Annotated in this window: 21 protein-coding genes; 8 read left to right on the top strand and 13 right to left on the bottom strand. The window is 29.5% G+C overall.

All coding sequences use genetic code 11. The annotated features are described in order from the left end of the window. Nucleotides 1-63 precede the first annotated feature (63 nt). A complete protein-coding gene (locus Q0998_RS15495) occupies nucleotides 64-696 on the top strand; it encodes a hypothetical protein (protein ID WP_299671434.1) in 633 nt (210 codons plus the stop codon). Between the two features lie 100 nt (nucleotides 697-796). Here Q0998_RS15495 and Q0998_RS15490 read toward each other — a convergent pair whose 3' ends face one another. The 12 genes from Q0998_RS15490 to Q0998_RS19400 form a co-directional block, all read right to left on the bottom strand. Continuing rightward, complete coding sequence (locus Q0998_RS15490) at nucleotides 797-2,413, bottom strand: T9SS type A sorting domain-containing protein (RefSeq protein WP_299671432.1); 1,617 nt, start codon at nucleotides 2,411-2,413, stop codon at nucleotides 797-799. A gap of 284 nt (nucleotides 2,414-2,697) precedes the next feature. Next, nucleotides 2,698-3,852, bottom strand: a complete 1,155-nt coding sequence (locus Q0998_RS15485; protein WP_299671430.1) for an Sb-PDE family phosphodiesterase — start codon at nucleotides 3,850-3,852, stop codon at nucleotides 2,698-2,700. Between the two features lie 90 nt (nucleotides 3,853-3,942). Next, nucleotides 3,943-6,237 (bottom strand): beta-galactosidase, encoded by a 2,295-nt coding sequence (locus Q0998_RS15480; RefSeq protein WP_299671428.1) that lies wholly within the window; start codon nucleotides 6,235-6,237, stop codon nucleotides 3,943-3,945. A 19-nt stretch (nucleotides 6,238-6,256) separates the two neighbouring features. Next, a complete protein-coding gene (locus Q0998_RS15475) occupies nucleotides 6,257-7,660 on the bottom strand; it encodes a sulfatase (RefSeq protein ID WP_299671426.1) in 1,404 nt (467 codons plus the stop codon). 142 nt (nucleotides 7,661-7,802) lie between these two features. After that, complete coding sequence (locus Q0998_RS15470; RefSeq protein ID WP_299671424.1) at nucleotides 7,803-9,248, bottom strand: sulfatase; 1,446 nt, start codon at nucleotides 9,246-9,248, stop codon at nucleotides 7,803-7,805. A gap of 167 nt (nucleotides 9,249-9,415) precedes the next feature. Continuing rightward, nucleotides 9,416-9,595 (bottom strand): hypothetical protein, encoded by a 180-nt coding sequence (locus Q0998_RS15465; protein WP_299671422.1) that lies wholly within the window; start codon nucleotides 9,593-9,595, stop codon nucleotides 9,416-9,418. A gap of 15 nt (nucleotides 9,596-9,610) precedes the next feature. After that, nucleotides 9,611-11,761, bottom strand: a complete 2,151-nt coding sequence (locus Q0998_RS15460; protein WP_299671420.1) for a T9SS type A sorting domain-containing protein — start codon at nucleotides 11,759-11,761, stop codon at nucleotides 9,611-9,613. A 153-nt stretch (nucleotides 11,762-11,914) separates the two neighbouring features. Next, nucleotides 11,915-12,436: a hypothetical protein gene (locus tag Q0998_RS15455; RefSeq protein ID WP_299671418.1), complete on the bottom strand. Its 522-nt coding sequence runs from the start codon at nucleotides 12,434-12,436 to the stop codon at nucleotides 11,915-11,917. A 55-nt stretch (nucleotides 12,437-12,491) separates the two neighbouring features. Continuing rightward, complete coding sequence (locus Q0998_RS15450; RefSeq protein ID WP_299671415.1) at nucleotides 12,492-13,793, bottom strand: T9SS type A sorting domain-containing protein; 1,302 nt, start codon at nucleotides 13,791-13,793, stop codon at nucleotides 12,492-12,494. 150 nt (nucleotides 13,794-13,943) lie between these two features. After that, on the bottom strand, nucleotides 13,944-18,071 hold the full coding sequence (locus tag Q0998_RS15445; protein ID WP_299671413.1) for a two-component regulator propeller domain-containing protein: 4,128 nt from the start codon (nucleotides 18,069-18,071) through the stop codon (nucleotides 13,944-13,946). A gap of 119 nt (nucleotides 18,072-18,190) precedes the next feature. Next, nucleotides 18,191-18,631, bottom strand: coding sequence for a site-specific integrase (locus Q0998_RS19405; protein WP_366943662.1), 441 nt, complete (start codon nucleotides 18,629-18,631; stop codon nucleotides 18,191-18,193). Between the two features lie 192 nt (nucleotides 18,632-18,823). Then, a complete protein-coding gene (locus tag Q0998_RS19400; protein WP_366943661.1) occupies nucleotides 18,824-19,426 on the bottom strand; it encodes a phage integrase SAM-like domain and Arm DNA-binding domain-containing protein in 603 nt (200 codons plus the stop codon). Between the two features lie 822 nt (nucleotides 19,427-20,248). Between Q0998_RS19400 and Q0998_RS15435 the strand changes: the two genes are divergently transcribed. From Q0998_RS15435 to Q0998_RS15405, 7 genes are all read left to right on the top strand, one after another. Then, on the top strand, nucleotides 20,249-21,004 hold the full coding sequence (locus Q0998_RS15435; protein ID WP_299671411.1) for a hypothetical protein: 756 nt from the start codon (nucleotides 20,249-20,251) through the stop codon (nucleotides 21,002-21,004). Between the two features lie 2 nt (nucleotides 21,005-21,006). Next, nucleotides 21,007-21,429 carry a DUF5675 family protein gene (locus Q0998_RS15430; protein WP_299671408.1) on the top strand — a complete coding sequence of 141 codons (423 nt, stop codon included), beginning with the start codon at nucleotides 21,007-21,009 and terminating at the stop codon, nucleotides 21,427-21,429. After that, the gene (locus Q0998_RS15425) at nucleotides 21,407-21,649 is read left to right on the top strand and encodes a hypothetical protein (protein WP_299671406.1); all 243 of its coding nucleotides are present in this window, start codon (nucleotides 21,407-21,409) and stop codon (nucleotides 21,647-21,649) included. Before Q0998_RS15430 ends, Q0998_RS15425 begins: the two co-directional genes overlap by 23 nt. Then, nucleotides 21,639-21,818: a hypothetical protein gene (locus Q0998_RS15420; protein WP_147679101.1), complete on the top strand. Its 180-nt coding sequence runs from the start codon at nucleotides 21,639-21,641 to the stop codon at nucleotides 21,816-21,818. Before Q0998_RS15425 ends, Q0998_RS15420 begins: the two co-directional genes overlap by 11 nt. A 191-nt stretch (nucleotides 21,819-22,009) precedes the next feature. After that, nucleotides 22,010-22,228: a type II toxin-antitoxin system Y4mF family antitoxin gene (locus Q0998_RS15415; protein WP_008238836.1), complete on the top strand. Its 219-nt coding sequence runs from the start codon at nucleotides 22,010-22,012 to the stop codon at nucleotides 22,226-22,228. Beyond that, nucleotides 22,215-22,550, top strand: coding sequence for a HipA N-terminal domain-containing protein (locus Q0998_RS15410; protein ID WP_299671395.1), 336 nt, complete (start codon nucleotides 22,215-22,217; stop codon nucleotides 22,548-22,550). The genes Q0998_RS15415 and Q0998_RS15410 overlap by 14 nt, the downstream gene beginning before the upstream one ends. Then, complete coding sequence (locus Q0998_RS15405; protein WP_299671393.1) at nucleotides 22,540-23,478, top strand: HipA domain-containing protein; 939 nt, start codon at nucleotides 22,540-22,542, stop codon at nucleotides 23,476-23,478. The genes Q0998_RS15410 and Q0998_RS15405 overlap by 11 nt, the downstream gene beginning before the upstream one ends. 697 nt (nucleotides 23,479-24,175) lie before the next feature. Here Q0998_RS15405 and Q0998_RS15400 read toward each other — a convergent pair. After that, the gene (locus Q0998_RS15400; protein ID WP_299671390.1) at nucleotides 24,176-25,495 is read right to left on the bottom strand and encodes a hypothetical protein; all 1,320 of its coding nucleotides are present in this window, start codon (nucleotides 25,493-25,495) and stop codon (nucleotides 24,176-24,178) included. Between the last annotated feature and the right edge of the window lie 3 nt (nucleotides 25,496-25,498).

The raw sequence follows: 25,498 nt of genomic DNA, 5'->3' as shown, positions 1-25,498 counted from the left end.
ATATCTTGTCCTTCAAATTGTTCCATTATCCTAGTTTTATTGACTTAAATATACGGAAATTAAATGACTAACTCAAAAAATTTATATGGTTTAGGAGGAGCAACGTTAAGAGTGGAAACACACAATTACACGTTACTAGACGATTCAAAATTTACGATTTCAGATGAGATTTACGGAAAAAACATTATATCAGAAAATGGAAATTGTGCTGTAATGCTTTCTCCTCACTTTGTTAAAAACGGAAAAGTAATAGTTGATGATGTAACTTCGATAGGTAGTGGTTTTGCTGTAAGAATTGAAAAAGGATATATAGATAAATGGGATGCAAAAGCTGCAGCAAAAAAAGGGATTACATTACGTAATGGAAGCTTTAGTTCAGAAAGTAAAATTACCAACGTTAATGTAAAGTTCACTGATAAAAATGCACAACTAAAACCCAAGCATTTTAATTATTATATGCCTTGTGAATTAAGAAATAAAATAATGTTGAACCCCAACATATTTGAAGGGAATAAAACCTACATTGGACCTTCAATAGCGGCTGTAATAGATAAAACGAATTATAAATTTCAGTTTGATAAAAATGAAATAACCATTTTAAACGGTCAATCTGAATTAAAAGGAAGACACATTTTTATCAAAGATTACAACAATCAAAAAGACGATTGGTTTAATTGTAATAAAAATAAAAAATAGCTTAAATTATTTTTGGTTATTTCTACAAAAAAATCTCAAATAAATTATTTATTTGAGATTTTTAAATTTATCTAATTGATAAAAGATATAATAATTAAATCTATTTTTTCACAAACTTAGAGGTGATTTTTTTACCAGATTCTAAAACTGTTTGTATTACATACATTCCTTTTTTCATTTGACTAACGTCTATAGATGCTTCATTGTCAATTGATGGTTGATGTGAAATAATTTGCCTTCCACTGAGATCAAAAATTTGTATATTTTTAATTTTACCATCAGTAGTTAGGTTAATTTCTCTTTCAGCAGGATTAGGATAAACTGTAAATTGAGACCTATCGTTATTTATTGCTTTTGAAGTTAATGTTTTACTACTACAATTTACAGGTTCAGTAATTACGTTTGGTTTAGTAAATCCATTTGGTACAACTGTAATATCAGTACTTGGAGTAAAATTCACGTTGTCATCGTAATCTGCATCATAAAGTGCACCAGCAATAGATTGTCCTTTATAGCGAGTGCTTCCAGAAATTACAATATCAAATAAAGGTTGATCTTCTATTGTATATCCTGTGAATTGATTAGGACCACTTTGAGTACAGGTGAATTTAGACAGATGAGATTTTTTAACTACAGCACCCCAACCATAAGTTACGTTTACATTTTTTATAATGGTACCAGGTCCAAATTCACCTCTTTCCTTAACCCCTGGGATTTCCTCAAAAGAGTTTTCTATTCTAACTGCCCAACCACAATTTTTGGCTGTAATGTTTCGAATATCTACCTTCCCATTATTGCGCTCATGTGGAGATAGTGTTACTGCACTATTTCCCCTTTCACAAGTAATGTTTCTACCAACAATATCTTCTACAATTACATTTTGTGCTTCATTAACTCCATCTCTATAATCAGTTTCAACTCTTAATGTTGTACCCCCTATACTTTCTAAATTTTTAAAGAAAATATTTTTTCCACTATGTATTTGTACTAGTCCAAAACCATAATCTGCATCAAAATGCTTAATATCTTTAATTAATCCTTTTATTGGACGTTCATTATTGTTTGAGGTAATACCTAATGCTGGTGCTAAACCAATAGCCTGATATTTTGTTCTTTTATCTCTTATGTTAATTCCTGAAATTTTGAAATTTTCAATATTACCGATTTTAAATGCAGTAGCTTCATTTACATTATTGGGTCTAAAATCAATTGCATACCTACTAGTTGCTGATGTAGAGGTAATGCTTACATTTCTAATTCTACCGTCTGCAAAATTATCTTGACCGAGTAAAAATAAATTTAATCGAATACTATCAACTGGGTTTGCAATAAATATTTTGGCACCAGGATTAATTCTTAAATGTATGTTTGATCTTAATTTTATATTCTTAAAATAATAATTTCCTGCAGTGATTTGAATTCTCCTTCCTTTTTTTACTCCGTTTGTTAGATTCGTTCCTGCGTCTATTAACGCTTGTAGTTTAGAGCTATCATCTCCATTAATGTATCCAGTATTATCTAATTTATTGGTAACATTTAGAGTTTCTGTGTCAACCCAATCAAACTGTGTGTAATAGGTTGCTTCATCTTGTGCTACAAGGTTTATTGATGAAATAAATAATATGAGAATGGTAAAAAAATTTTCAAAATTTTGCCAAAATGGATTCGTTTTTAAGTTTTTAATTTTTTTGATTGAAATAGTAAAATTTGTTTTCATAATTATAAGATTTTTAATTTAGTACTATTAAATTATTCTTTTAAAATTATAAATACTTCGCTTTAAATAAATCTTATGTGTCTGAAAATAAATAAAATAGTATTTTTAAAAATTATCTGAAAAAGATATAATGATATAGATAAACCAATTATAATTGTCAACTTTTTTTCTGAAATGAAGAAAACTTTTCAATAGTAATGTTTATAAATAATTAGTTTTGACTGTCTGTTGCTTCATCAAATTAACGCATCATTTTTATCAATAAAATTTGGCAATTTTTTAGCCTATTTTTTATTTTCAACCTTGATCTTGAAAGTAACACTTGGATGCTTTTTTGGAGCAATTAAAGTGTTTAAAACTTTGAATTTTAAATCAAACTCTGTCAGTTGTTTTAATGTTTTTACTTGGATAATAGTAGTCATATGTGCATTTATGGTAAGAATATCAGCATGCGAATGTAAATTAAATTCAGATTTATTTTTTAGTATGTAATTTACATCAGACTTATTTTCAATAGAAATTGATAACACAAGATGACTTTTCCTGTAGTTTTCAATATTAACTATTTTTAAAGACTCTTTGATTAGCGGAACTATATAGGTAACATCTCCTATCAAAGTATTTTTAAACCAAACTGCAGTTCTTCTATCAAATAAAGCTTGCTTTATTGATTCTTCCGTTTTTTCTTTTGCAAAAACTAAAGTTACTGGTCTATGTTCACCTTCGTTTATGTTATATTTCCAATCAACTAAACTATGAATATCAGAGGCACCAATTATAGTAAGATTATGATCAATTGCCATTTGAAAAGCACCTTCTGAATAGGTAGTGTTGTTGACTATTTCTATACCATTTAACAATCCTTTTTCTAATAACTCAAGATGAATTTCTCTTAATTTTGCAACACCATCTTTTTTATGTATTACCCAACTTGGATGATTCCAAAACACAAAAGCATCTTGTTTTTTAACTTCCTCTAGTACCGCAGTTATATCATCATTTACCAATTTATTTCCATCTTTCAAAAAAATTGCATTAGCGTGACCAAAAGGTAATCTTTTTGTTATTTCAGCTCCTCTTACTACTATAACATCTGTGTTTTTTGATGCTTTTTTTGCAATTTCATAAGATCTATTTTTATCAACAAAAAGAACATCTTTTTTATGAGGCAAATATTCTATATGATCTGTCATAGAAATAGCATCCAAACCATCTTTTTGTGCTTCTAAAACTCTTATATTTGGCCAAACTTCGCCATCAGAAAATACGGTATGCTGATGAAAATCGCATACAATTGTTTTATAATTGAGAATATTAGGAAACTGAATTACGCTATCAGGTTTATTAGCTTTGTTTTTTTGCCCATTTGTTTTATAGATTAAAAATAATCCCAGCATTAAACTAACAGTAAATAGATTTTTGATAGATAATTGTTTCATAATGAAAAACTTATTTAATGGAGTTTAGACCACTTACGTTTTCTCTTTTCTTAATAGTATTTTTATTTCCTATCTAATTATTTTAGCTATTTAATTTTTTATTACTTCTACAAAATAAACTTCATTAGGTTTTAAAATAGGAGTTGATGAAACAGCAATTCCGTTAATAACATCTTTACAAACAAAAGAAGTATTTTCATTTAAATAAATTTTAAGTTTTGCATTAGATTTTCCAACATTTACAATAGACAATACTTGATTTCCCTTTTCGTTTTTTACCACTTTCCAAATACAGCCCTTTTTACCAATTTCGTTTTCTTCTTCAATTTTTATTTCTGGAAGCGACTTTTTCTCTTTTAAAATAGCTAACGTTTTTTCCTTAATTTCAGTAATTGAATTTAATTTTATCAATGTCCCTTTACTTTCATCTAAAGCTAAAGATGTTAAACCGTACTCATTTTTTAATAAACTTTTATCATCAATAATTACAGTTCCTCCAGCATTTAAATAATTTTGAAGAGATTTTACCTCATCATTTGTAACAAATGGTGTGTTGTAAACCAGTACAACATCCCAATTTTTGGAGTCTTGCTTTTCAATTATGTTCTTGGTAACAAACCCTAAAGAAGTTCCTTCAAAATGTAAAGATTCATACAAACCAAAAAGAGTATCCATATATTTTTTTTCATTAATTGCAGTAGTTTTAGAATAAAAAAGACGGATAGGTTTTCGCTGTCTTTGCATTTTTAGAATTTCTTCTGCATTAGAATTTAAGTCTATTAAAGTCATAGCAACTTCATTGGTAACTCTTGGTTGTTGCGTAACAGAACCACCATAACCATTTAAATCTGATGATGGTTTTACCTCTCCATTTGCTTTTCTAGGCCAATACCAAATTACACTTGCATCCATACCATAACTATGTGCCAGCCAGAAAGTGGCTCTTGCATAGTTTGGATCTAAATATAAATCTCTTGATTTTATGGTTGATAAATAGTGTAATTCTGAATTTAAGTTGATTTTATTTGGACTTACAGATTTCATAAAATCAAATCCCATACAAAGTTCTCTCCAATCAAAAGCGTAGGTTTTATCCCATTCATGTGGTTTTCCCCAAATAAATTTGTGTTCTGCACCAGAATCATTACCTACAATTCCACTTAATTCTGTTATTGCTTCTAAATCTATTCCATGACTTCTTTTATTATTTGTCCATAAAACTGGCATTACTTTAACATGGACTTTTGCATTAGCATCATGTCTTGTAATTTCTGATTTTAAAAATTGAAACCAATCGGTAACTCTATCCATATTGAAAGACATCCAATCAAACCAAATTGGTTTTCCTTGTAAACTGATATCAATAGGAATTTCAATTTCAACATCTTTAAAATTGATAAAATTTGTTTCCCAAAGTGAATTAAGAGCGCTTATATTTTGATGTTTTTGTTGTAACCAAAATCTAAATTTTTGAATAGAATATTTAGATACTGAACCAGAAGCCCAAGGTAATTTATTTTTTGTAGCATCTGCTTGTGTAAAAAAGTGTGGTTCGTTACACAGCATATAACCTAATTGACTAAATTTTTTTTCAGCGATTCTAGGAACTATTTCACTAAATAAATCGCTTTGTAATTTTCTTCCTCCAGGATTGTCAATATCATAACCAATATAGGTGTTTTTGCGCATACTAAAATTTGGTCCATATACTTTTTCTGACCATTTTGGAACTCTCTTGTGATTTAAAAAAACAAAACCAGGAGTTGAATTTGGTTTATTTTCTATATTCTCTAAAACATTAGGCCTTACTTTTCCATTTTGGTTTACCACATAAGTTGGAGCGATGTAAAAACCATCAATATCGCCATGAAATTCTGTTAATTCCTTGGTTTTTGGTTTCCAAGTGTAGTCATTTATAAAAATTGGCTTGTTGTTTAAAGATAAATGATCATTTTCTAGCGTTATTTTGCTCCAATCGATTTTTACACTTGATTGTCTAAAGATTTTACCATCAACAAGAGATTGTAATTCATTAATGGCTTTATCTAGCATTATATTGATTTCTTTCCGTTCGAAGTTTGGCAAATCTTTAGCTAATTTGGCTGCATTTGTTTTAAAATCACCTTTTACCTTTATGTAAAACTGCTCATTTTTATTGATATTTTTTTCATCCCAAGCAGCAAATTTTAAGAATATTTCTGCTGTTCTTATGGTGGTTTCTTCTTTTAAAACGTTAATGTTTTTTTGCTCAGCTTTCTTTATAAGTTTTCTTAAATCTTTAATTTTTGAAACAGCGCTGTTTTGTAAATCTTGAGCATTTAGTTTAAATAAACTAAAAAAAATTAAGAGGAAAATACCCCAAGTTTTTAATGTTATCTTCATCATATTATAAAATGGGTATTAATTATTTTAAAAGTGTTTTTAATTCTTTTCTAAACTCTTGTAGTACTTTTTTTTCTGAAGAATTTTTAGCAATATTATTCCACTCATTAGGATCTTTTCTGTGATCATATAATTCTTCAAATCCATTTTTATAAACTATATATCTGTAATGTTCGCTTCTTAAAGAATGAATACCATCATTTTTAGAAGTTAATATAAACTCATTTATTTTTTTTTCAGGATTTTTTAAAATGCTATAAATACTTTTTCCTTCTAATTTATTATTTTTTGGAAGATTAGTCATTTCTAAAAGAGTAGGGTAGACGTCTAATAATGAAACTATAGATGTGCTTACTTTTGGTTTGCCATCCCTTGGATCAAAAATTAATAAAGGTGTTTTTACAGAACGTTCCCACAATACATTTTTGGACCAATGTTCTTTTTCTCCTAAATGCCATCCATGATCTCCCATTAAAACAATAATGGTGTTGTCTGCATATTTACTATTTTGTAGTGCATTTAATAAATGACCAATGCAAGCATCTGCAAAAGAAATATTAGCTAAATATGCTCTAACAGCTTCTTTCCATTTTCCATTATCTAAGATAGATTGGTGTACATTTTTTTTGACTATTCTATTTCCCACTTTGCCAACATCATCTAAATCTGTTTTTAGCGTTTTAGGAATTTTAATATCCTCTGTTTTGTATAAATCAAAAAATTCTTTTGGAGCATACCAAGGTAAATGGGGTCTAAAAACACCAATTGCAAGAAAAAAAGGGTCGTTATGATTTTCTTTTAAAAAATTTGCACCATAGTTTGCAGATTGATAGTCTGCATTTTCTTTAAACTCACTTTCTAATTCAAACCAGTCAAAAGCCCTAGAGAAATATCCTTTAACTCCGTATTTTTTTAGGTTTAAACTATTCTTATTTTGTTTGTCTTTTGGTGGATAGTTCGTTCCAATTCCTCCTCTTTTTTCTTGTTGAAAAGAACCAGGATCACTTCCTGCTTTAGGTTCTCCATAACCACCTCTTGGACTATGAAATATTTTTCCTGCAGCGGCAGTTTTATAGCCGTTTTTCTCAAAATATTGTGGAAGAGTGACTGTATTTTCAAAACCTTTTACAGTTCTAAATATTTCAGAATTTCCATAAACGCCGGTTGTAGAAGGTCTGTACCCTGTTAAAATACTGGTTCTAGATGGATTACATAAAGGAGCTGGCGCATATGCATTTTTAAAAATAGTACTTTTTGCTGCTAATTCATCTATATTAGGTGTTTTGGCTTGTGGATTTCCTCCAAAAGCACCAACCCAATCATTTAGGTCATCCACCATAATGAAAACTACATTTGGTTTTGAAGTATCATTTTGAGAGTTAGTACTTAACGAGATTAGTATTATTATCAATAAAAATTTTTTCATAGAAGTAATGTTGAAATTAAATTAATTTACTACAAATAAATTTAAAAGTACGATTGTAAATGTAGTTCTACATTTATAAAATGTATTGTTTGGGAAATAAGTGTTTTTTTGAATCAAAAAATAAACTTTGTATCTAAGTTTTTTACAGAGGATTTTTATCCCAAATAATTTTCCAAGGATCGTTTGTATTTATTTGAAATTCTTTTAACTTACTTTTCAAAGAGATAAAAACTGTTTCAAATTCTTTTTCTGATGCCAAGTTATTCAATTCATTAGGATCTTTCTTTAGATCATATAATTCAAATTGTGGTCTAAATAGAAAATTATTAATTTTTTTATTTCCAAAATTTGTTAGATTATTTCTTTGAATGCTTTGCCATGAGGAAGATTCTAGCAAATCTGATGCAAAAGGATATTCTTGACGCCAAGAAATATTCCAAATTAATTTATAGTTTTTATTTCTAACGACTCTCATTGGGTAATACATTGTAACTTCATGGAATGTATGTGAGGCATAAATTTCATCCCAACCTTTTGGATTTGTTTTCTCTAAAATTGAATTGAAAGATTCTCCATGAAATTTAGCTTTATTATAATCAATTTTTGCCATATCTAAAATTGTTGGTGTTAAATCTACCCAAGAAATTAATGCTTTATTTGTAATTCCTTTTAGATCTCTTGTTGGGTCCTTTATAATACAGGGGAGTTTAATTCCTGGTTCGTAAACCGTTGTTTTTGCGCCAGGGAAAGCCATTCCATTATCAGAAATATAAATTACAATTGTGTTTTCTGCTTTTCCAGATTCTTTAAGAAGCTTCATTAACTTACCAAAACCTTGATCTACTCTAGATACACTTTGGTAATATTCTGCAATTTCTTCTCTTGTTTCTTTAGTGTCAGATAAAAAAGATGGGACTAAAACTTCATTGGGTTTATAAGTGATTTGTTTTGTACCCTTATAACCTTCTTTTTTATTTCCAAAACTATTAGGAGCATTCCATTTTTTAGGATTTGTAGATTTTCCTCTGTGTGGGTCATCTGTACAAAAATATAAGAAAAATGGTTTTTCAGAATTTAGTATTGGTTTGCTTTTTTCAGCCATTTCGATTGTATTTCTTGGATCTGCTTCTAAAATTGTATTAAAATGATATACTTTTTCTGGGGCTATATGGTATTTTCCAATTCTTGCTGTTTGGTAACCATACTTCTCCATAATAATTGGTAGCGAAGTTTCATTACTATACGTGCTGAAGTGATGATAACTATGTGAGTGTCCATAAGATCCTGTAGCATGACCAAACTTTCCAGAGAGAATTACAGATCTACTTGCAGTGCAACTTGCACTTGTGCAATAGGCATTAGAAAACGTGATTCCTTCTGAAGCTAGCTTATCTAAATTTGGGGTTTTTATTACTTTGTTACCATATGCTCCTAAAGCATCTAAACCATGATCGTCTGTAACAAATAATATTATATTTGGTTTGTTATTGATTTTTTTATCACCTTTTGTTGAACTAGAGCAGCCAAATATAAAAAGTGATATTAGAATTAGAAATATGGTATTTTTAATTTTATTTTCTTTCATCATCTTAAAACTTTCCTTTTTGAAATCATAATACATAAATTAAGAACAAACTTTTATTACTTAATTATTTTGTGGTTTTTTAATCCTTTTTACATTGCAGTAAGATGGAATATTTAAAAAAAGCATTGTTTAAAGAAAACAATGCTTTTTTAATTTCTGAATAACCCTTTTTAAAAGCCTGTTCCAGGTGCTTCAGGACTTTGAGCTTGTGCTTTTTGTGGACTTAATATTAAATAAGTGCCCAATGCAGTTAAGCCAATATATTTACTGTAATTTCCTATTTTTTTTAATGCATCTTTTCTAGAAATTTCTTCAATTCTATTTTGAGTTTTACCTATTTGTTTTTTCATCTTTATTCTTTTAGATTATCTTAAAACTATTTTTTTTGTAGTTGTACCTTCTACAGTATTTAATTTTACCAAATAAATCCCAGTAGTAAAGTTTGGTAATTTAATTTCTTTGGTATTGCTTGAGGTAAAAGAGTTCTTTACTATTTGTCTTCCAAAAATATCATAAACTAGAACGGTTGAATCGCCTTCTGGTAAACCAGTCATTTTTAATGTAGAACTATCTGATTGATAGATTGAAATACTGGTTGAAAAAATTGGTTCATTTATACTTAATGATCTTTGAGAAGTGTGTAAAAAGAATCTATCAACAACATCTGAATCTGAAGAAAGCGTAGTTTTAAAAGTATTATTTTCATCTAATTTTATAAAAATATTTTCAATTCTATCTTCTAAAAACAACTCAATTCCTTCAGGTAAGTTAGAAATTGTTGCAGAAAAAGTAATTTCTTTTCCTTCTTTTGCTTTCACTCCAATCGGTATTATTAAGTCTTCAAAGCTAGCATTTGGTAATGCCTGTTTTTCAAAAGCATTTTCATTATCATTACTAACTAAAATAGAATATAATTTTAAATCTGATGTGACTCCATCAAATAGACCAATATCAAATCTTGGATCCAAACCAATAGTTTTATTTTTTATGTAATTAATTTCGGTAGATTTTAATGTTTCTCCATCAGAAATATTTAAAACAATTCTTTGCTCTGTGTTATTAGTCCTGTAAAATGTAACTCCAGTTTCGTGACTCTGTAAACCTTCTGATATTTCTAAAGCTCCAGAAGCAACATTAGAATTTATAAAAAAAGCCTGTCCTGGTTGTAGGTATCCTGTTGTTAATGATTGATACGATGTTCCGTTCCAAACATATATTGCTTGATTTGCAGGAGATAAATTTGTGGTGTTTGCCGTTATTAAATTTGAAATATTTAAGAAAGACGGAAAAGGATTTCCTACTAAATTCCAGTTACTTGAGTTTTGTGAAATAGTAGGAGTTACATTAGAAGTAGGAAACGTTCCTGTAAATGTGTAGTTTCCTACAGTTATTCTTTTTAAAGAATAGCCAATACCCGATCCGAAAGTTACTGGTGTGCCTGGATTGGCACTAAAATAATCCCAATTATTAGAAGCAACTGTATTGTTGTATGTAGCAATTGCTCTATTATCTGTTTTTCCTGGAGTTGTACTTGCAAGAATATTATTATTTGCAATCCAAGTATTATCATATTGCTCACCATCAACAGGAGAAGAAATTAAATGCCAATTGGTATCTGCGACATTTACGTTGTAGGTAATATCTCCAGAAGCAGTATTTCCTACACGTAAAGAACTTCCGTTTTCTACTATTAAACTTGCACCACTATCTGCTGTTAAATTATTTGCAACAGCACCTCTATCTGTTGTAATTTCTGGTTGATTTGCAGGAGCGCTAGGTATTACTACTGTTGATGCTTCTGTTGGGATAGTTCCTGTATCCCAATTTGTAGTTGTAAACCAATCTGAATCAGTTGTACCAGTCCAGGTTTCTGTGGTTACTTTCTCTAACTTAAAATCATCTAAATATACTTTCGTTGTTGAAGCTATTAATGTTACTGAATTTATAAAAGTTACTTCTGCAAATAAGTTGGTTCCTGCTTGCAAACTTTCCTCTACTGAAATTTTAGTCCAAGTATTTACTTTTGTGACTGTACTTAAATCAAAATCAAAGTTTACAGCAGTTATGCTACCAATATTCACTTTAAATCTTACTGTTCCAGATTGTAAAGCATCCATATAAATCCAGATTGAAGCTTTGTAAACCCCTGTTGAACCTGTGGTAAAATTACCTATAAGATCGTTAGCTCCAGAAGGTCTAAAGCTCTGTAGTTTTGGACTGTCTGTTAAGACATTAAAATCTGCTAACATACTTTGTGAACTATTGTGAGCAGCGTCACTTGACTGTATAAAAATATTTGTTGTACTTCCACTCACTAATTGCGTCATTGCCTCCACAATATTTCCTGGTCCAGGAGCATCTGGAAAGCTAGAAGAATTATTTACATATTCAATACCAGAGGTTTGCTCAAAACCCCAAGTATCTATATTAAAATCAGTCACTTGACTACTGACTTGACAAATACTAAATGTAAATAAGATAAGGAAAATGATTTTTTTAAGTTTATTTATTTTCATAATATTTAAGTTTATTAATAGTTATTTTGGTTGTTTTTCTATCGTGAAATCGTCGATATATATTTTTGAGTTTTTGGGAAAAGGAGCAACAAAATAGACAGTAGCCCAAAGTTTAGCACCTTCTTCCATATTTTTTTCAACAGAAATTTTAGTTCAAGTATTTACTTTTGTTACGGTACTTAAATCAAAATCAAAATCAAAATTTACATTTTTATAGCCACCTTTTCCCAAATTGAATCTTATTTTACCTTTCTTTAAAGTGGTCATGTAAACCCAAATGGATGCTTTATAGGTACCCGTAGATTTAATATCAAAATTTCCAATATTTTTATTTTTCTTATTTGGTCTAAAACTTTGCAATTTTGGAGTAGCTTTTAACTCATTAAAGTCTGCTAACAGGCTTTGTTTTCCTGTATATGATTGCTCTGAAGATTGATAAAAAAAACTTTCCTTGCTTTTACTATTATTTTTATTTATTTGTGTGAATGCTTCAACAATATTTCCTGGTCCTGGTTTTTTAGGGTGTGAAGTTGGATTACTTATATAGGTGATTCCAGATGTTGGTTCAAAACTCCAAGCATTTTTATTAAAGTTTTCAACTTGACAATTTGTAGTAAAACAACTAAAGAATAGTGGTAGTATTAAAAACAAATATTTAAAATTATTTTTTTTCATAATAGAGACGTTTATTTTTATTCTAGAATTTATTTTGTGAGAGTTAAGTAAATAATTAGTTAATAATTGCACGACTAGTTTTTACTTTTTCATCGGCATTTATTCTAATAATGTAAACACCTTTAGTTAGATTATCTACTTCTATTGTAGTACTTCCAGAAGAATTTATAATCGACTTTATTTTTGAACCTAAGGTATTGTAGAGTGTAATTTTGCTATTTTTTGGACTATTTATGTATAAATTATTTCTTACCGGATTTGGATATATTGAAGCATTTTCTAAATTATTTTTAGTTACACTTAACGTAGTTGTTTTTACAATATAACCGTTAGCTCTTTGAGATAGAAATCCTGCAGTTGCAACACCATCAATCTGTATTGCATCTAATTGGTCTTGAGTTAATATTACACCAAATTTTAAAACATCGTCTCTAAAACCTATGATATTTAATATACCATCATTAGCGCCCGTATTTAGATCTAAATCATTAAATATAATTTTGCTTACAGCTGTATTTATATTTAAAGCTAAAGCATTTCCTGCACTTGTGCCTATTAAAGTCAATGCTTTCATATTGTTTTGATTTGCATTAAAATTTATTGTAGGTTGCCCATTGTTTGCTCCTAATCTAGAGATACTTCCTAACATTGTATTTTCTCCGTTTAAGGTTAATGAACCACCAACACCACTAAACTGAATTACCGCATCGGTTGAAGTAAATACGTTTGGCGCTACAATATTTGATACGATATCTTCTGTAAAATCTAAAATATTACCAGTAAAATTAGAATTATCTGCAGTATTACCAAAAGTAATACCACCAGCTTGCGCATTTCCTGTTGCATTAGAAACTATTATGTTTTTTGAGCCAATTAAAGTACCATTTAACTCTAAAGGATTTTGACTAAAATTTCTAATTTTAGTTGCTTCTGTTAAGATTATAGTGCTGTTGCCTCCAAAAATAATTTTATTATCATCTAAAAACCTAGCATCTAAACTTTGATTTGTAACTTGTACTTCTAAATTGCAATTAATAGTTAAAATTCCGTTTAACTTATTATGAAGATATGGGTTTGCATTATCAGAAATTGTTAGAGTGTTAGTTCCAGAAATTGTAATGTCTGTTGCTACACCGTTTGATGTTTCTAATTTAGTGATTGTATAATCACCGTCTAGAATTACATTTGTATTAATTGTAGCAACACCTGTTGGTAGACTTCCTGTATCCCAATTAGCAGTATTGCTCCAGAGATTATCTCCATCATTGTTGTTAAATGTAGCATTTTGTGATTTTACATGGAAAGTTAGAAAAGTAATAAAGAATAAAGCTATCCCTTTAAGTATCTTTTTTTTCATAATAAGCTAGTTAATGTTTAATTAATATCAAAGAAAACAAGCTTATTCTATTTTTCTGTATTTCTAAATAAAAAGTATGTTGTTATAAGTACGTATGTATTTTAAACAACTTATTTAGTTTTTTAATTACAGCATTTATGGTATGTTTTTTTAGCTTTCAAATTTTTTTTCAACTTCATTGGCATACTTACTTGGAGACACATTATATTTCTCTTTAAATATTTTAGTAAAGTGTGTTCTACTTTTAAATCCTGTCATTAAGAAAACTTCATTTACAGAAAGCTTATCTTGAGACAAAAATTTCGCAGCTCTTTGTAAACGATAGATTTTTATAAGTTCAAAAGGAGTTTTATTGGTTAATACTTTTACTTTTTGATAAAAATGAGTTCTATTCAAATACAATTCTTTAGCTAAAGTATTAATATCAAAATTTTGATTATCTAGATTGTCTTCCATAATGCTATATAACTTCTCTAAAAATGCATTATCATTTCTGTTATTTTTATTATTTTCTTTAGTTAATGGAATGCCTACTTGATATCTTTCTCTTAATTTTTTTCTGTTATCTAAAAGTGCTTCAACATTCGCAATTAAACGCTTTACGCTAAATGGCTTTTTGATATATGCATCTGCGCCATCTCTTAAACCTTTTATGTGGTCTTCTATATTAGTGAGTGCTGTTAATAGAATTACAGGAATATGGCTGGTTTTCAAATCAGACTTTATTGCAATACATAAATCTAATCCATCTAAAATTGGCATCTGCACATCACTAATTATCAAATCTGGCCAATTATCTTCAAGAGCATCTAAACACTCTTGTCCATTTCTAAAAACTTTTACATTAAAATATTTAGACAAAATATCAGAAACATAAAGTCTCATCTCTAAATTGTCTTCTGCGTAAAAAATCAATGCTTCAGAAAATTCTTTATTTACTTCAACAAAATCTAATTCTTCTTTTTTTAAGGCTTGTTTATCTAATAAAATTTCCTTTTCTTCTGGAAGTTCTATCTTTTTTTTCTCTAAAATTTCATCTCCGCCAGTTTGTTGTTTTACTATCGGTAATTGTATCTGTATAGAAGTACCTTCGTTTAAAGTACTTTTAGCATTTATATAACCATAGTGCATTTCAACCAGCTTTTTAGAGAATGCAAGGCCAATACCAGAACCAGAAATATGTTCTTGTTGCATTGTTTTAGATTGATAAAAACGCTCAAAAACATGTTTTAAGTCTTCTTCATCTATACCAATCCCGGTATCACTTACAGTAATATCTAGATCTTTTTCATTACAACTAAATTCAATTTTAATTATATCATTTGCTCTTGTGTATTTAAAAGCATTATTAATTAAATTATTTATTATTTTTTCTAATTTATCTTTATCAGCAGAAACAATAATATTTTTATTTTTAGCAATGAGTTCAAAGTTTTTTTCGTCTTTACTTGCAAGAAACATAAAGTCGTCTGTTACTTCTTGTATGAAATCATTAAAATTAAAACGAGAGTAGTTCATTTTTAATAAATTAGCTTCAGCTCTTCTGAAATCATTAGCTTGATTTACCAATTGTCTAATTTTTTTTGTTTGACGCTTTATGAGAACTAATTTTTCAGAGACGTCTAAATTATTTTTATATCTATTTAATAGAACACCCAAAGGACTAGAGATTAATGTTAAAGGTGTTTTTATTTCATGAGAGATATTTGAAAAGAAACGTAATTTAGATTCATTTAATTCTTTAACAGAATTTATTTCTAATTTTTCGATAGCTACTTTATGATTTAAAGATTGTATTTTAGTTATAATTTTTATTACTAGATATAATAAAATAATTACTGAGAGAAAGTAAATAAAATAAGCCCAATTTGTTTTCCAAAAAGGAGGTGTAATATTAATTTTAATTTTTTTGGTAGGTGTCCATTCATTTAAAGAGTTAGATGCTTTGTAACTTAATTCATATTCACCCGGTTGCAAACCACTATAATTTATAGTATTTCTGTTTGAAGGTAAGGTTACCCAATTTTCATTAATTGGATATAATTTATATCTTATTAAATGATTTTTTGGATTAGAAAAATGCAAACTAACAATATCTAAAGAAAACACATTTTCGTTGTATTTTAGATTTAATTGGCTTAATTCAGAGAAGTCTTTATCAAATAATATTCTGTTATGAATTGTGTCGCTTGGATATACTTTGTTGTTAAAAAGCTTAAAATTTTCTAACAATACAATTGGTAGTTTTTCTTTAGCACTTATTTTATTTGAATTAAAATAACAAAATCCATCTAATCCAGAAAATAAAAATATGCCGTTTCCTAATTTTTCAGAAGGGTACCAAAAGTCTTCAAAAGGTAATCCGTCTGATAAATTAAACTTTCTAAAAACATTTGTTTTTAAATCAAAATTATTTAAACCAATATTCGTAGAAATCCACAAACTATTATTGGTATCATACTGAATACTCTTAACTACGTTATTTGATAAACCATTTTTTTCTGAAAACGATATAAATTCAAAACTATCTTTTTTCTCTACAACTTTGCAAACACCACCATTTTCTGTTCCAATCCATAACTCATTATTAGGTAATCTTAATATTGATGTTATAAAGTTACTTGTTAATGATTTTTTATTCTCTGTGTTTGTAGTAATTTTTTTGACTAATGCTTCGTTTAGTTTGGTTTCTTCATTATTTTCGACTTTAAAAAGCCCGTCTGAATCAGTTCCTATCCAAACAACATTTTTAATTGGATCTGGATAAACAACTCTTATAAGTGATATTTTATCCTTTTTAAAAAAATTATTTTTATTTAATAATTCTACATTTTTAATTTCGTTAAAATTATTAATAGAAATCTTAATAACTTCAGAGTCGCTTCCAATCCATATATTTCCATATCTATCTTCTGAAAATGTTCTGTAAAATACCGCTAAATTTTCATTCAAAATTTGATTATTTATTTTAATCAAACTTTTACTCCCTTGTTTTACACGGTATAAGCCTAACTTCCCTATTTTTAACCAAATTGCTTTTCTACTATCTACAAAAACATTAGAAACGTTTAGTTTATATTCTGATGGAATATCAAAAGGTAATGGTTCAAATACATTCTTTCTTGTATTAAAAAGCCCTATACCTCCTTTAGCAGCTGTAACAAAAACTCTAGATTCATCTAATGCAGATATACCTGTTATATTATAAGAAACTAAACCATATTTATCGTTATTTTCTTTATTGTATTTTTTGAATGGGTTTTCTTTTATATCAAATTGATATAAACCTTCATTAAAAGAACCAACCCAAATGCTAATTGAAGAAGAGAATAATGTGCTTATCCTTAACCTATCTAGATCATCTGTAAAAACTTTTCTAGCGAATGGTTTTACGTTATTGAGAGCTATTTTTTGATGGATATTTTCTATTTGTATAATTCCTTTATTTAAAGTACCTAACCATAAATTTCCTTTAGCGTCAATTAAAGAACTATTAAATTGATAATCTTTTAAAACATGTTTTATAGTTTGAAATGTTTTTTTCTTTTTGTTCAAAGAAAAAAACACAGCTCCTTTTGAAATAGTAGTTATAAAAATAGAATCATTAACTGCAAGTATAGAACTTGAAAAATCAATCTCTGATTCTAAAACGTTTCGAAAACTATTCTTTTTATTATCAAAAAAAAGTAATCCTTGAGAAGTAGAAAATAAAATATTCTCATCATATAATTCTTTAGCATCAAAAAAAATTAAATCACCTTGCTTTTCGGTTACAGGAACAAATTGATTTAATAACTTGTAATTCTGATCAAAAAGTAAAATACCTCTTCCTTCAGTTAAACAGTAAATTTTATTTTTTTTGACTAAAATTTTTCTTACTATAACTCCTTTTTTTTCCTTTGATATTGATTCTTTAGGGTAAATTTGTGTGAATTTTTCACTAGAAGTGTTGTAGATTGTAATTCCTTCATCAGTGCCAATCCATAAATTCTGTTTTGTATCTTCAGTCAATGCTCTTACTCTGTTACTAGAAAGTAACTCGCTATCTAAAGTGTTTTTATAAGTGGTAAGCTTATATCCATCATATTTATTAATTCCTTCGTAAGTACCAATCCAAATAAAACCTTTACTATCTTTAAGAATACAAGTTACTCCATTATGAGCTAAACCTTGGGATATAGTGATTTTTTTTGAATAGGAAAGTTCGTTTTGTTGCGCTATAGTATGAAAACATAAAAAGAAAAGTAGATTAATGAAAAATAAGATTTTTTTAGTCATTTGTTAAACAAAAATTTATTTACAATGATATTAAAATTATATGTAAAATAGTAGCATCATAAAATTAAAAAAATCTTTACTAAAACTTAAGTATCAAAAAAGAATTAACTCTATTAGAATTAATTAACTTTTTTAAGTTTCAATTTTTCTTTTAATAGAGTCATATCATCACTCACTTTTCTTTCAATAACTTTCGCATAAATTTGAGTGGTAGAAATTCTTGAATGCCCTAATAATTGAGATACGGTTTCAATAGGCACACCATTAGTTAATGTAACAGTCGTTGCAAAAGTATGACGTGCCAGATGAAAAGTAAGGTTCTTTTTTATTAAACAAATATCTGCTACTTCTTTTAAATATGAATTCAATTTTTGATTAGAAATCTTTGGAAAAATAGTTCCGTTTATTTCTGATTTTGGATTTACTTTGTATTTATCGATTAACTTTTTTGCTTTTGATAGAATAGGTATTCTTAGCAACTTATTTGTTTTTTCTCTTTTTTTGACAATCCATAATTCACCATCAATACCAAAATTAATATTATCTTCAGTTAAATTAATTACATCAATATAACTTAAACCTGAGTAACTAGAGAAAATGAATAAATCCTTTACTAATTGAAGTCTAGGAATTGAAAATTGCTTTTCTTCAATAGTTTCTAATTCTACTACTGTTAAATAACCACGTTCTACTTTTTCGAATTTTGATTTAAAATTAATAAAAGGATCTCTGTCAATCCATTCTAATTTAAACTAAAGCGTTATCATTTTACGAAATCTTTCAATATGTTTCATCACTGAATTATTTCCCATCTTTTTTTGATGGTCTAATGGTTGATACTCTCTTAAAAATTTTTCAAATTTTAAAATGAAGTTATAATCCAATTGCTTTAAGTAGATGTCTGATGTGTTAAAATATTTCTTAAGAAATTTTGAAATATATTTTTGAGTAGTAAAATAGTTTTTCTGTGTTCCCCATTTTAACTTATTAACCATATCTTCATTATGATATTTGATAATATCATTCAACGTATGGTTTTGTTCATCTTCTTTTAGATATCTTGACTTGATTGCTTGAGAAGTGATGTATTTATTTTCAAGTGTTAATTCGTTTTTAGATTGAATAATTCCTTTTTGAACTTGGTTTAAATATTCATTGATTGTTCTTGCTTCTTGGTTTGTCCCTTTTACACGGTTTTTTGTAGCATTCCAATTTGTAATTTTAATTTTTCTTTTTAAACTGATTTCAGCTCTTTGTCCACTTACTGTAAGTCTTGCGTACAATGGTGCTTTACCGTTTTTAGCTTTGGATTGTTTTAACCAAAACAGTATACTGAAGGTGGTGGAAGTTTTCATAATTTTTCATAATTAAATTTGTTAAACAATTATTTAATACGAAAGTCAAATCAATATAATTCGGTTACCTTTTTTTGCTTTTGCTAATTAGGTAACCGAATAGGTCACTTGTTTGTTTAAATTCAATCAAATTTTATGATTGTCTAAAAACCACAAAACCTTGATAATCGTTAGATTACCAAGGTTTTGCACTAATTTAATACTTAAAGTTGTCGGGGTGGCAGGATGATAACTAAACCGCCACTATGCAGTAAAATCAATACTTTACGAAATAGACTAAAACAGTGTGAACCGAATTGTTGACCTATTTGTTAGTTTGAAATAGTATTTTTTATCTGAACGTCTTACAACAAATTTACGCTTTTAACTTCATTAAAACCAGTCAATTCGCATCAAATATTATGATTAATCTATTAAATATTTATTGACAATTTCTTCTTCTATTCCACTATATTAAACGAATTCTTTTATTGTGATAAATTGGTAGGATTCTTTCCCGAAGTAGTTTTTAATATCATTTAAAAGCTTACGACCATAACGTTCACTTCGTCCTGTGATTCGCTGAATGTCTTTTGGATATATACAAGCTCTTTTCTGATTCATGATACTTTATGTATGCTTTATCTATGTATTAAACAAACTTAATTAATTTATGATGATGGTGATGATGCGTTGTTAAAATGTTGACAACACGATAGTGTTATCAATATTTTAATGACGTTTTTGGTTGTATCGGAATGGATGACCAAAAACGGAATCTACTTTTTTATTGCAAGCCATAAAGTTACGTGATTTGAAATACTAATCAAAAAACGAATTATTATGGCAAAACAAACTGGAATTATTAAACTAAAAGGAACTATAGGTGGTATTTCCTTTTACAAAACAACTGATGGACATCTAGCTCGCGAAAAAGGAGGTGTTGATGCCAACCGTATTGCGAATGATCCTGCGTTTCAAAGAACGCGTGAAAATGGGTCTGAATTTGGACGTGCTGGTAAAGGTGGTAAACTATTAAGAAACGCTATTCGGATCCTGTTGCAAAATGCGAAAGATAAGCGTGTAACAAGTCGATTAACCAAGGATCTCTTGGCTATCATTAAAACTGATGCCGTTAATGAGAGAGGGTTGAGAACTTTAACTGATGGTGATTTTAACTTATTATCAGGTTTTGAGTTCAACCTCAACGGAAAATTAGGAACAACTTTATTTGCTCCATTTGTGAATGCATTTGACCGAGTGACTGGAGATGCTACTTTAAACCTTGACCCATTCTCACCAACTTTGAGAATTGCTGCTCCTACAGGAACTACACATTTTAAAGTGGTAATGGGTGCTTCTGAACTGGATTTCGAAAATGAAACCTCAACATTTGAAAATGATGAGACTGCAATTCTTCCATACACAGCTGCTGATACTGCTGCCATTGCCTTAACAGCTTCATTGACTGCTAACTCAACGCTTCCTGTTGTTCAGGTACTTGGTGTTGAGTTTTACCAAGAGGTAAACGGACAAATGTACGAGCTTAAGAACGGTGCTTACAACGCTTTGGCTATTGTTATTGTAGATACACCGTAAGTATGGAATTAGTGCTGCATAGAGCCTATTTTAAAGAGGGTACCAATGGTACTCTCTTTAATTCTGATAGATTCCTTTGTTATACCATAGAATTGCCCTGGAACGACAACAAGCGAAACATTTCCTGTATTCCTGAAGGTATTTATGAAGTTGAACCACGTTTTTCCAAACGGTTTAAGCATCATTTGATTTTGAAGGCTGTAAAAGGTAGAAGTTTTATTCTCTTCCATCCTGCGAATGATGCTTTAAAAGAGCTTCAAGGGTGTATTGCTCCAGTAACTTATTTGAGTGGTATAGGAAAGGGTATTTACTCTAAAAATGCTATGCAAAAACTGTTGTCTTTGGTGTATCAAGCTAAAGACCGAAAAGAACCTATTTTATTAACTATTAAATCACAGAATTATGAACATTGTAGAACGTTATAAAAAACCAACTCCCAAATTTTTCAAGACTTTACGAAATATCGGTATTGCATTGGCTACTGCAGGTGGTGCTATCATAGCTGCACCGATTAGTATGCCTGCCATTGTGGTAACCATTGCTACTTATATGACTGTTGCTGGTACTGTGGCCACCGCAGTAAGTCAAGCCGTAGTTACCGATGATAAAAACACAGAAACTGATGAGAATGACGATGGATTATAACACCAAATCTGCCATTATTGGCGGTACTTTCTTTTCATCAATTGTTAATATTGGTGTTGAGGATTTGGTTACCACTATTGTTTTGGCATTTGTTGGGGCTTTGGTCAGTTTTATTGCCTCGATGTTGTTCAAATCCATTGTTAAGTTTATTAAAAATCTTAAAATGTAAATATAAGCCCAGTATCTTTCTGGGCTTTCTTATACTTAACCTCTTCACTTAATTTTAAAACCTATCCCTAATTTTATATGCAAAAGCATATAATTGCGTCTTTTTTATTTAAATTATATGTAAAAGCATATAATTATGTATATTTGCTTAAAATTATATGTAAAAGCATATAATCATAATATAAATATAAGATGAAATCATTAGCAGAATTTGTTAAAGAACGAAGAAAAGAAGTTGGGCTCACACAAGAAGAGTTTGCCGACAGAGCTGGTGTTGCTTTAACTGTGGTACGAAAAATAGAACAAGGTAAGACCAAGCTTAATATGGAAAAGGTTAATCTTGTTCTTGCTATGTTTGGGCATGAGTTAGCCCCTGTAAATAGTAAAGCATTGAACAATGAGACAAGGTAACGTATATTATAAAGATTATTTGGCAGGAACTATTACCGAAACTGACGAAGGTGATTATGTTTTTCAGTACGATGCAACTTATATAGAAACCCATCCTTTTGAATTTATAACGTTTACCATGCCTGTTAGGAAAGAAGCTTATACTGATAATAAACTATTTCCTTTTTTTGAAGGTTTGATCCCTGAAGGTTGGTTATTGGATATAGCATCAAAAAACTGGAAAATAAACCGAAATGATCGTATGGGATTATTATTGGCCTGTTGCCAGAATTGTATTGGGGCAGTAAGCGTTGTACCTAAAACTGATAACCATGAAGAATAGATGTTTATATTGTTATGAGCCACTTGAAAATGAAACTGATTTTCATGAAAAATGTTCTATGGAATTCTTTGGCACTACAACACCTCCAATAATCCCATACACTATAGACCAAATGGCAGAATTGGCAAAGAGTGTTGTTGAGCGCAGTGTTGCTGTACCAGGTGTGCAACCTAAATTATCAATGTCCTTGATAAAAGAAACGCAAGAACAAGCCGACACACGGTTAACTGTTGTTGGTGCACTTGGTGGCCAGTATATATTTAAACCACCATCCCATCAATTTCCGGAAATGCCAGAGAACGAACATTTGACTATGCGGATTGCGGAAGCTTTTGGCATACGGGTTGTTCCCTCTAGTTTGATAAAATTGTCTTCGGGTGAATTGTCTTATGTTACCAAACGTATCGATAGGACTGAAAAAGGAAAGAAAATCCATATGTTGGATATGTTTCAAATAACGGAAGCTTTTGATAAGTATAAAAGTTCCATGGAAAAAGTTGGTAAAGCCTTGGACAATTATTCTAATAATACTTTGTTGGATAAAATCTTCTATTTTGAATTGGCTATCTTTAGTTTTCTCACGGGAAACAATGATATGCATTTGAAAAACTTTTCCATGATAGAAAGCCCTTCAGGTTGGATATTAGCTCCTGCATATGATTTGTTAAATGTGTCTATTGTTCTTCCTGAAGATACTGAAGAATTGGCACTCACCCTTGAAGGGAAAAAGCGAAAATTTAAAAAAGCCCATTTTGAGCATTTAGGTCAAGGACTTGGATTAACTGATAGACAAATACAAGGTGTTTTTAAGCGTATGCTCAAAAATAAATCTAAAGCTATAAAATGGATTGATAATTCCTTTTTATCGGATGATATGAAAACTGCTTACAAAGGTATTTTAGAAACAAGATATGAACGACTTACTTAACGGGGCAAAGTGTCGTAGGTGGAAGTGATTATTGATGTTAAGCGGTTGGAAAGATAAATAAAGGGCATTTTCTAAAAAATGCTCTTTTTTTATGCGCGGTGTTGAGGTGGATAAATGGAAAGAGCGATTCCCTAGTAAGCGATTGAGCGAATGTAATGCATCCTACCGCAGACACAAGGCAAAACATTAATAATTGCTGTAACCTACACCGTTGAAATGGGTGGTGGGGAAAAGATGGAAAAATTGTGTGTTCTAAATTCCAATGTCAGTTCTGAATTGGCGGCTGGTGAGCGGATATTTTACATAATGGCGTTATAGTACAGAAACTAAATGAATGCTACTATAACTGCGCATTATGTAACATAGCTTTGGGTAGTTTTTGGTGTGAGCGTTGGGAACAGCTCTTTGCTTTTTTGATTAGACAATTATGAATATAATACTTTAAGCAAAATAAGCAATGTGCTGTGTGAGCGTTGGCAACCAAAAACTACATGCGCGTTGGATAGCGGAACAAACCAAAAGACAGAAGCTTTTGAGGAACGAGAAAACTAAGTTTTAGTTTGTGGGGAAATTTGAATTACTGAAATATAATTTACTTAAGGATTGAAATATCAAAATCAAATAAACCATTAACAAGCGGTAAATTGCAAGACCACTTTGAGAAACCAGCACCAATAAACAATGTTGTCCTCATGTTTTATGCGCAAGAACCCCAAAAACTTGCTCTACTAATTTGTTTGAAATAATGAAGTTCAGATGCCCAATCTTTGTACAATTCACTTAAAATTATATCGTCGCCCTCTTGCAGTAATTCGTCAATAAAAGTTATTGACTCATTTACATCTCCCCATAGATTTTGAAAATTTGTTGGTGTAGCTCCTTTCCAATAACCACTATTATTACCTAAACTATTCAAATAAAAATCTATATTACCTTTATTAATACCAGCAGAATTCATTAAGTCAAATGCGCATCCACTTGATATTCTTAACATTAGCATAGCTCTTGATATTATATTTAATGGCATTAACTCTCCATTCGGTTGAGATATTGCCTGGTCTTTAGCATAACTCAAAATTGAATTATTTATACCGGATGCCATTATCGCTCTAATTGAAGGATCTTGATTTAAACCAGCAGCAGTAAATGTTTGATCAGTTAGACCTTCTAGAGTTATTCCAGAACCAGATATTCCCGGATTATTATGAATTTTTTTAAATAATATTGAGAATAAATATTTATCTAATAAAGCAAATTTATCCGACCCGCTAGGTTCTATAAACTTCCATATATTTGCTATTCCTGCAAATTTTTTATTAAAATCGATTTGACCATTATTTACTAACCTTTGAGGTTGGTACGTAACTATATTTCTGAAGTTTTTATCATTTTCATAATTTTGAATATCAAAACTCCATTCTTTCATCCATTCTAAAGTATAATGACTAGCAAGAGATTGTGATATGGGAAATTGGACATGATTAACCCAATCTCCTAAATTTTTACCATTGACAGTAAAAGACTTCAGTAAAGAACTTCTATCTAATGCTGTCGAATTGGTCCACTCTTTCAAATAATTCCAAGCAGCAACGTGCGTACCACCAGCATTTGTACTTTGTAGTATTCCTGTATTATTGATCCCAAAGCACTTACGGTTGTGAACTGAAATACCTTGACGAGCTAAAAATGATAAGGTTCCTCTAAGTTCAGCGTAATAAGCTAAATGTATTGCAATACCTTTGTCTCCTTTTAATAGGCTATCAACTGCGTGACTTAGATAAAGCCATCCGTCAAAACAATGAGAAATGACTGAAGTTGCCATAAAGGATTTTACATCATTTATTGCTATAGGTCGTGAATTATTAAAATGAGCTTCTATAGCACTTTGTGAGTTAAATTTTAGAGGGTTTGTATCAGGAAGAAAGTTATTATTAGCCAAATGATTTGCTTTAATAATATTCATACCATCAACAACAAGACTAGGATCTGTACTATGTACTAATTGTGAATAATTCATAGA

The organism is uncultured Polaribacter sp. (assembly GCF_947501385.1).
Classification (GTDB): domain Bacteria; phylum Bacteroidota; class Bacteroidia; order Flavobacteriales; family Flavobacteriaceae; genus Polaribacter.
Note: the sequence above shows the minus strand (reverse complement) of the source record. Positions and strands in the feature narration are given on the sequence as shown.

Bases quoted from the DNA above. Each gene is read 5' to 3' on its own strand.
- Q0998_RS15495 (WP_299671434.1), top strand. From the start codon at position 64: ATGACTAACTCAAAAAATTTATATGGTTTAGGAGGAGCAACGTTAAGA.
- Q0998_RS15490 (WP_299671432.1), bottom strand. From the start codon at position 2,413: ATGAAAACAAATTTTACTATTTCAATCAAAAAAATTAAAAACTTAAAA.
- Q0998_RS15485 (WP_299671430.1), bottom strand. From the start codon at position 3,852: ATGAAACAATTATCTATCAAAAATCTATTTACTGTTAGTTTAATGCTG.
- Q0998_RS15480 (WP_299671428.1), bottom strand. From the start codon at position 6,237: ATGATGAAGATAACATTAAAAACTTGGGGTATTTTCCTCTTAATTTTT.
- Q0998_RS15475 (WP_299671426.1), bottom strand. From the start codon at position 7,660: ATGAAAAAATTTTTATTGATAATAATACTAATCTCGTTAAGTACTAAC.
- Q0998_RS15470 (WP_299671424.1), bottom strand. From the start codon at position 9,248: ATGATGAAAGAAAATAAAATTAAAAATACCATATTTCTAATTCTAATA.
- Q0998_RS15465 (WP_299671422.1), bottom strand. From the start codon at position 9,595: ATGAAAAAACAAATAGGTAAAACTCAAAATAGAATTGAAGAAATTTCT.
- Q0998_RS15460 (WP_299671420.1), bottom strand. From the start codon at position 11,761: ATGAAAATAAATAAACTTAAAAAAATCATTTTCCTTATCTTATTTACA.
- Q0998_RS15455 (WP_299671418.1), bottom strand. From the start codon at position 12,436: ATGAAAAAAAATAATTTTAAATATTTGTTTTTAATACTACCACTATTC.
- Q0998_RS15450 (WP_299671415.1), bottom strand. From the start codon at position 13,793: ATGAAAAAAAAGATACTTAAAGGGATAGCTTTATTCTTTATTACTTTT.
- Q0998_RS15445 (WP_299671413.1), bottom strand. From the start codon at position 18,071: ATGACTAAAAAAATCTTATTTTTCATTAATCTACTTTTCTTTTTATGT.
- Q0998_RS19400 (WP_366943661.1), bottom strand. From the start codon at position 19,426: ATGAAAACTTCCACCACCTTCAGTATACTGTTTTGGTTAAAACAATCC.
- Q0998_RS15435 (WP_299671411.1), top strand. From the start codon at position 20,249: ATGGCAAAACAAACTGGAATTATTAAACTAAAAGGAACTATAGGTGGT.
- Q0998_RS15430 (WP_299671408.1), top strand. From the start codon at position 21,007: ATGGAATTAGTGCTGCATAGAGCCTATTTTAAAGAGGGTACCAATGGT.
- Q0998_RS15425 (WP_299671406.1), top strand. From the start codon at position 21,407: ATGAACATTGTAGAACGTTATAAAAAACCAACTCCCAAATTTTTCAAG.
- Q0998_RS15420 (WP_147679101.1), top strand. From the start codon at position 21,639: ATGGATTATAACACCAAATCTGCCATTATTGGCGGTACTTTCTTTTCA.
- Q0998_RS15415 (WP_008238836.1), top strand. From the start codon at position 22,010: ATGAAATCATTAGCAGAATTTGTTAAAGAACGAAGAAAAGAAGTTGGG.
- Q0998_RS15410 (WP_299671395.1), top strand. From the start codon at position 22,215: ATGAGACAAGGTAACGTATATTATAAAGATTATTTGGCAGGAACTATT.
- Q0998_RS15405 (WP_299671393.1), top strand. From the start codon at position 22,540: ATGAAGAATAGATGTTTATATTGTTATGAGCCACTTGAAAATGAAACT.
- Q0998_RS15400 (WP_299671390.1), bottom strand. From the start codon at position 25,495: ATGAATTATTCACAATTAGTACATAGTACAGATCCTAGTCTTGTTGTT.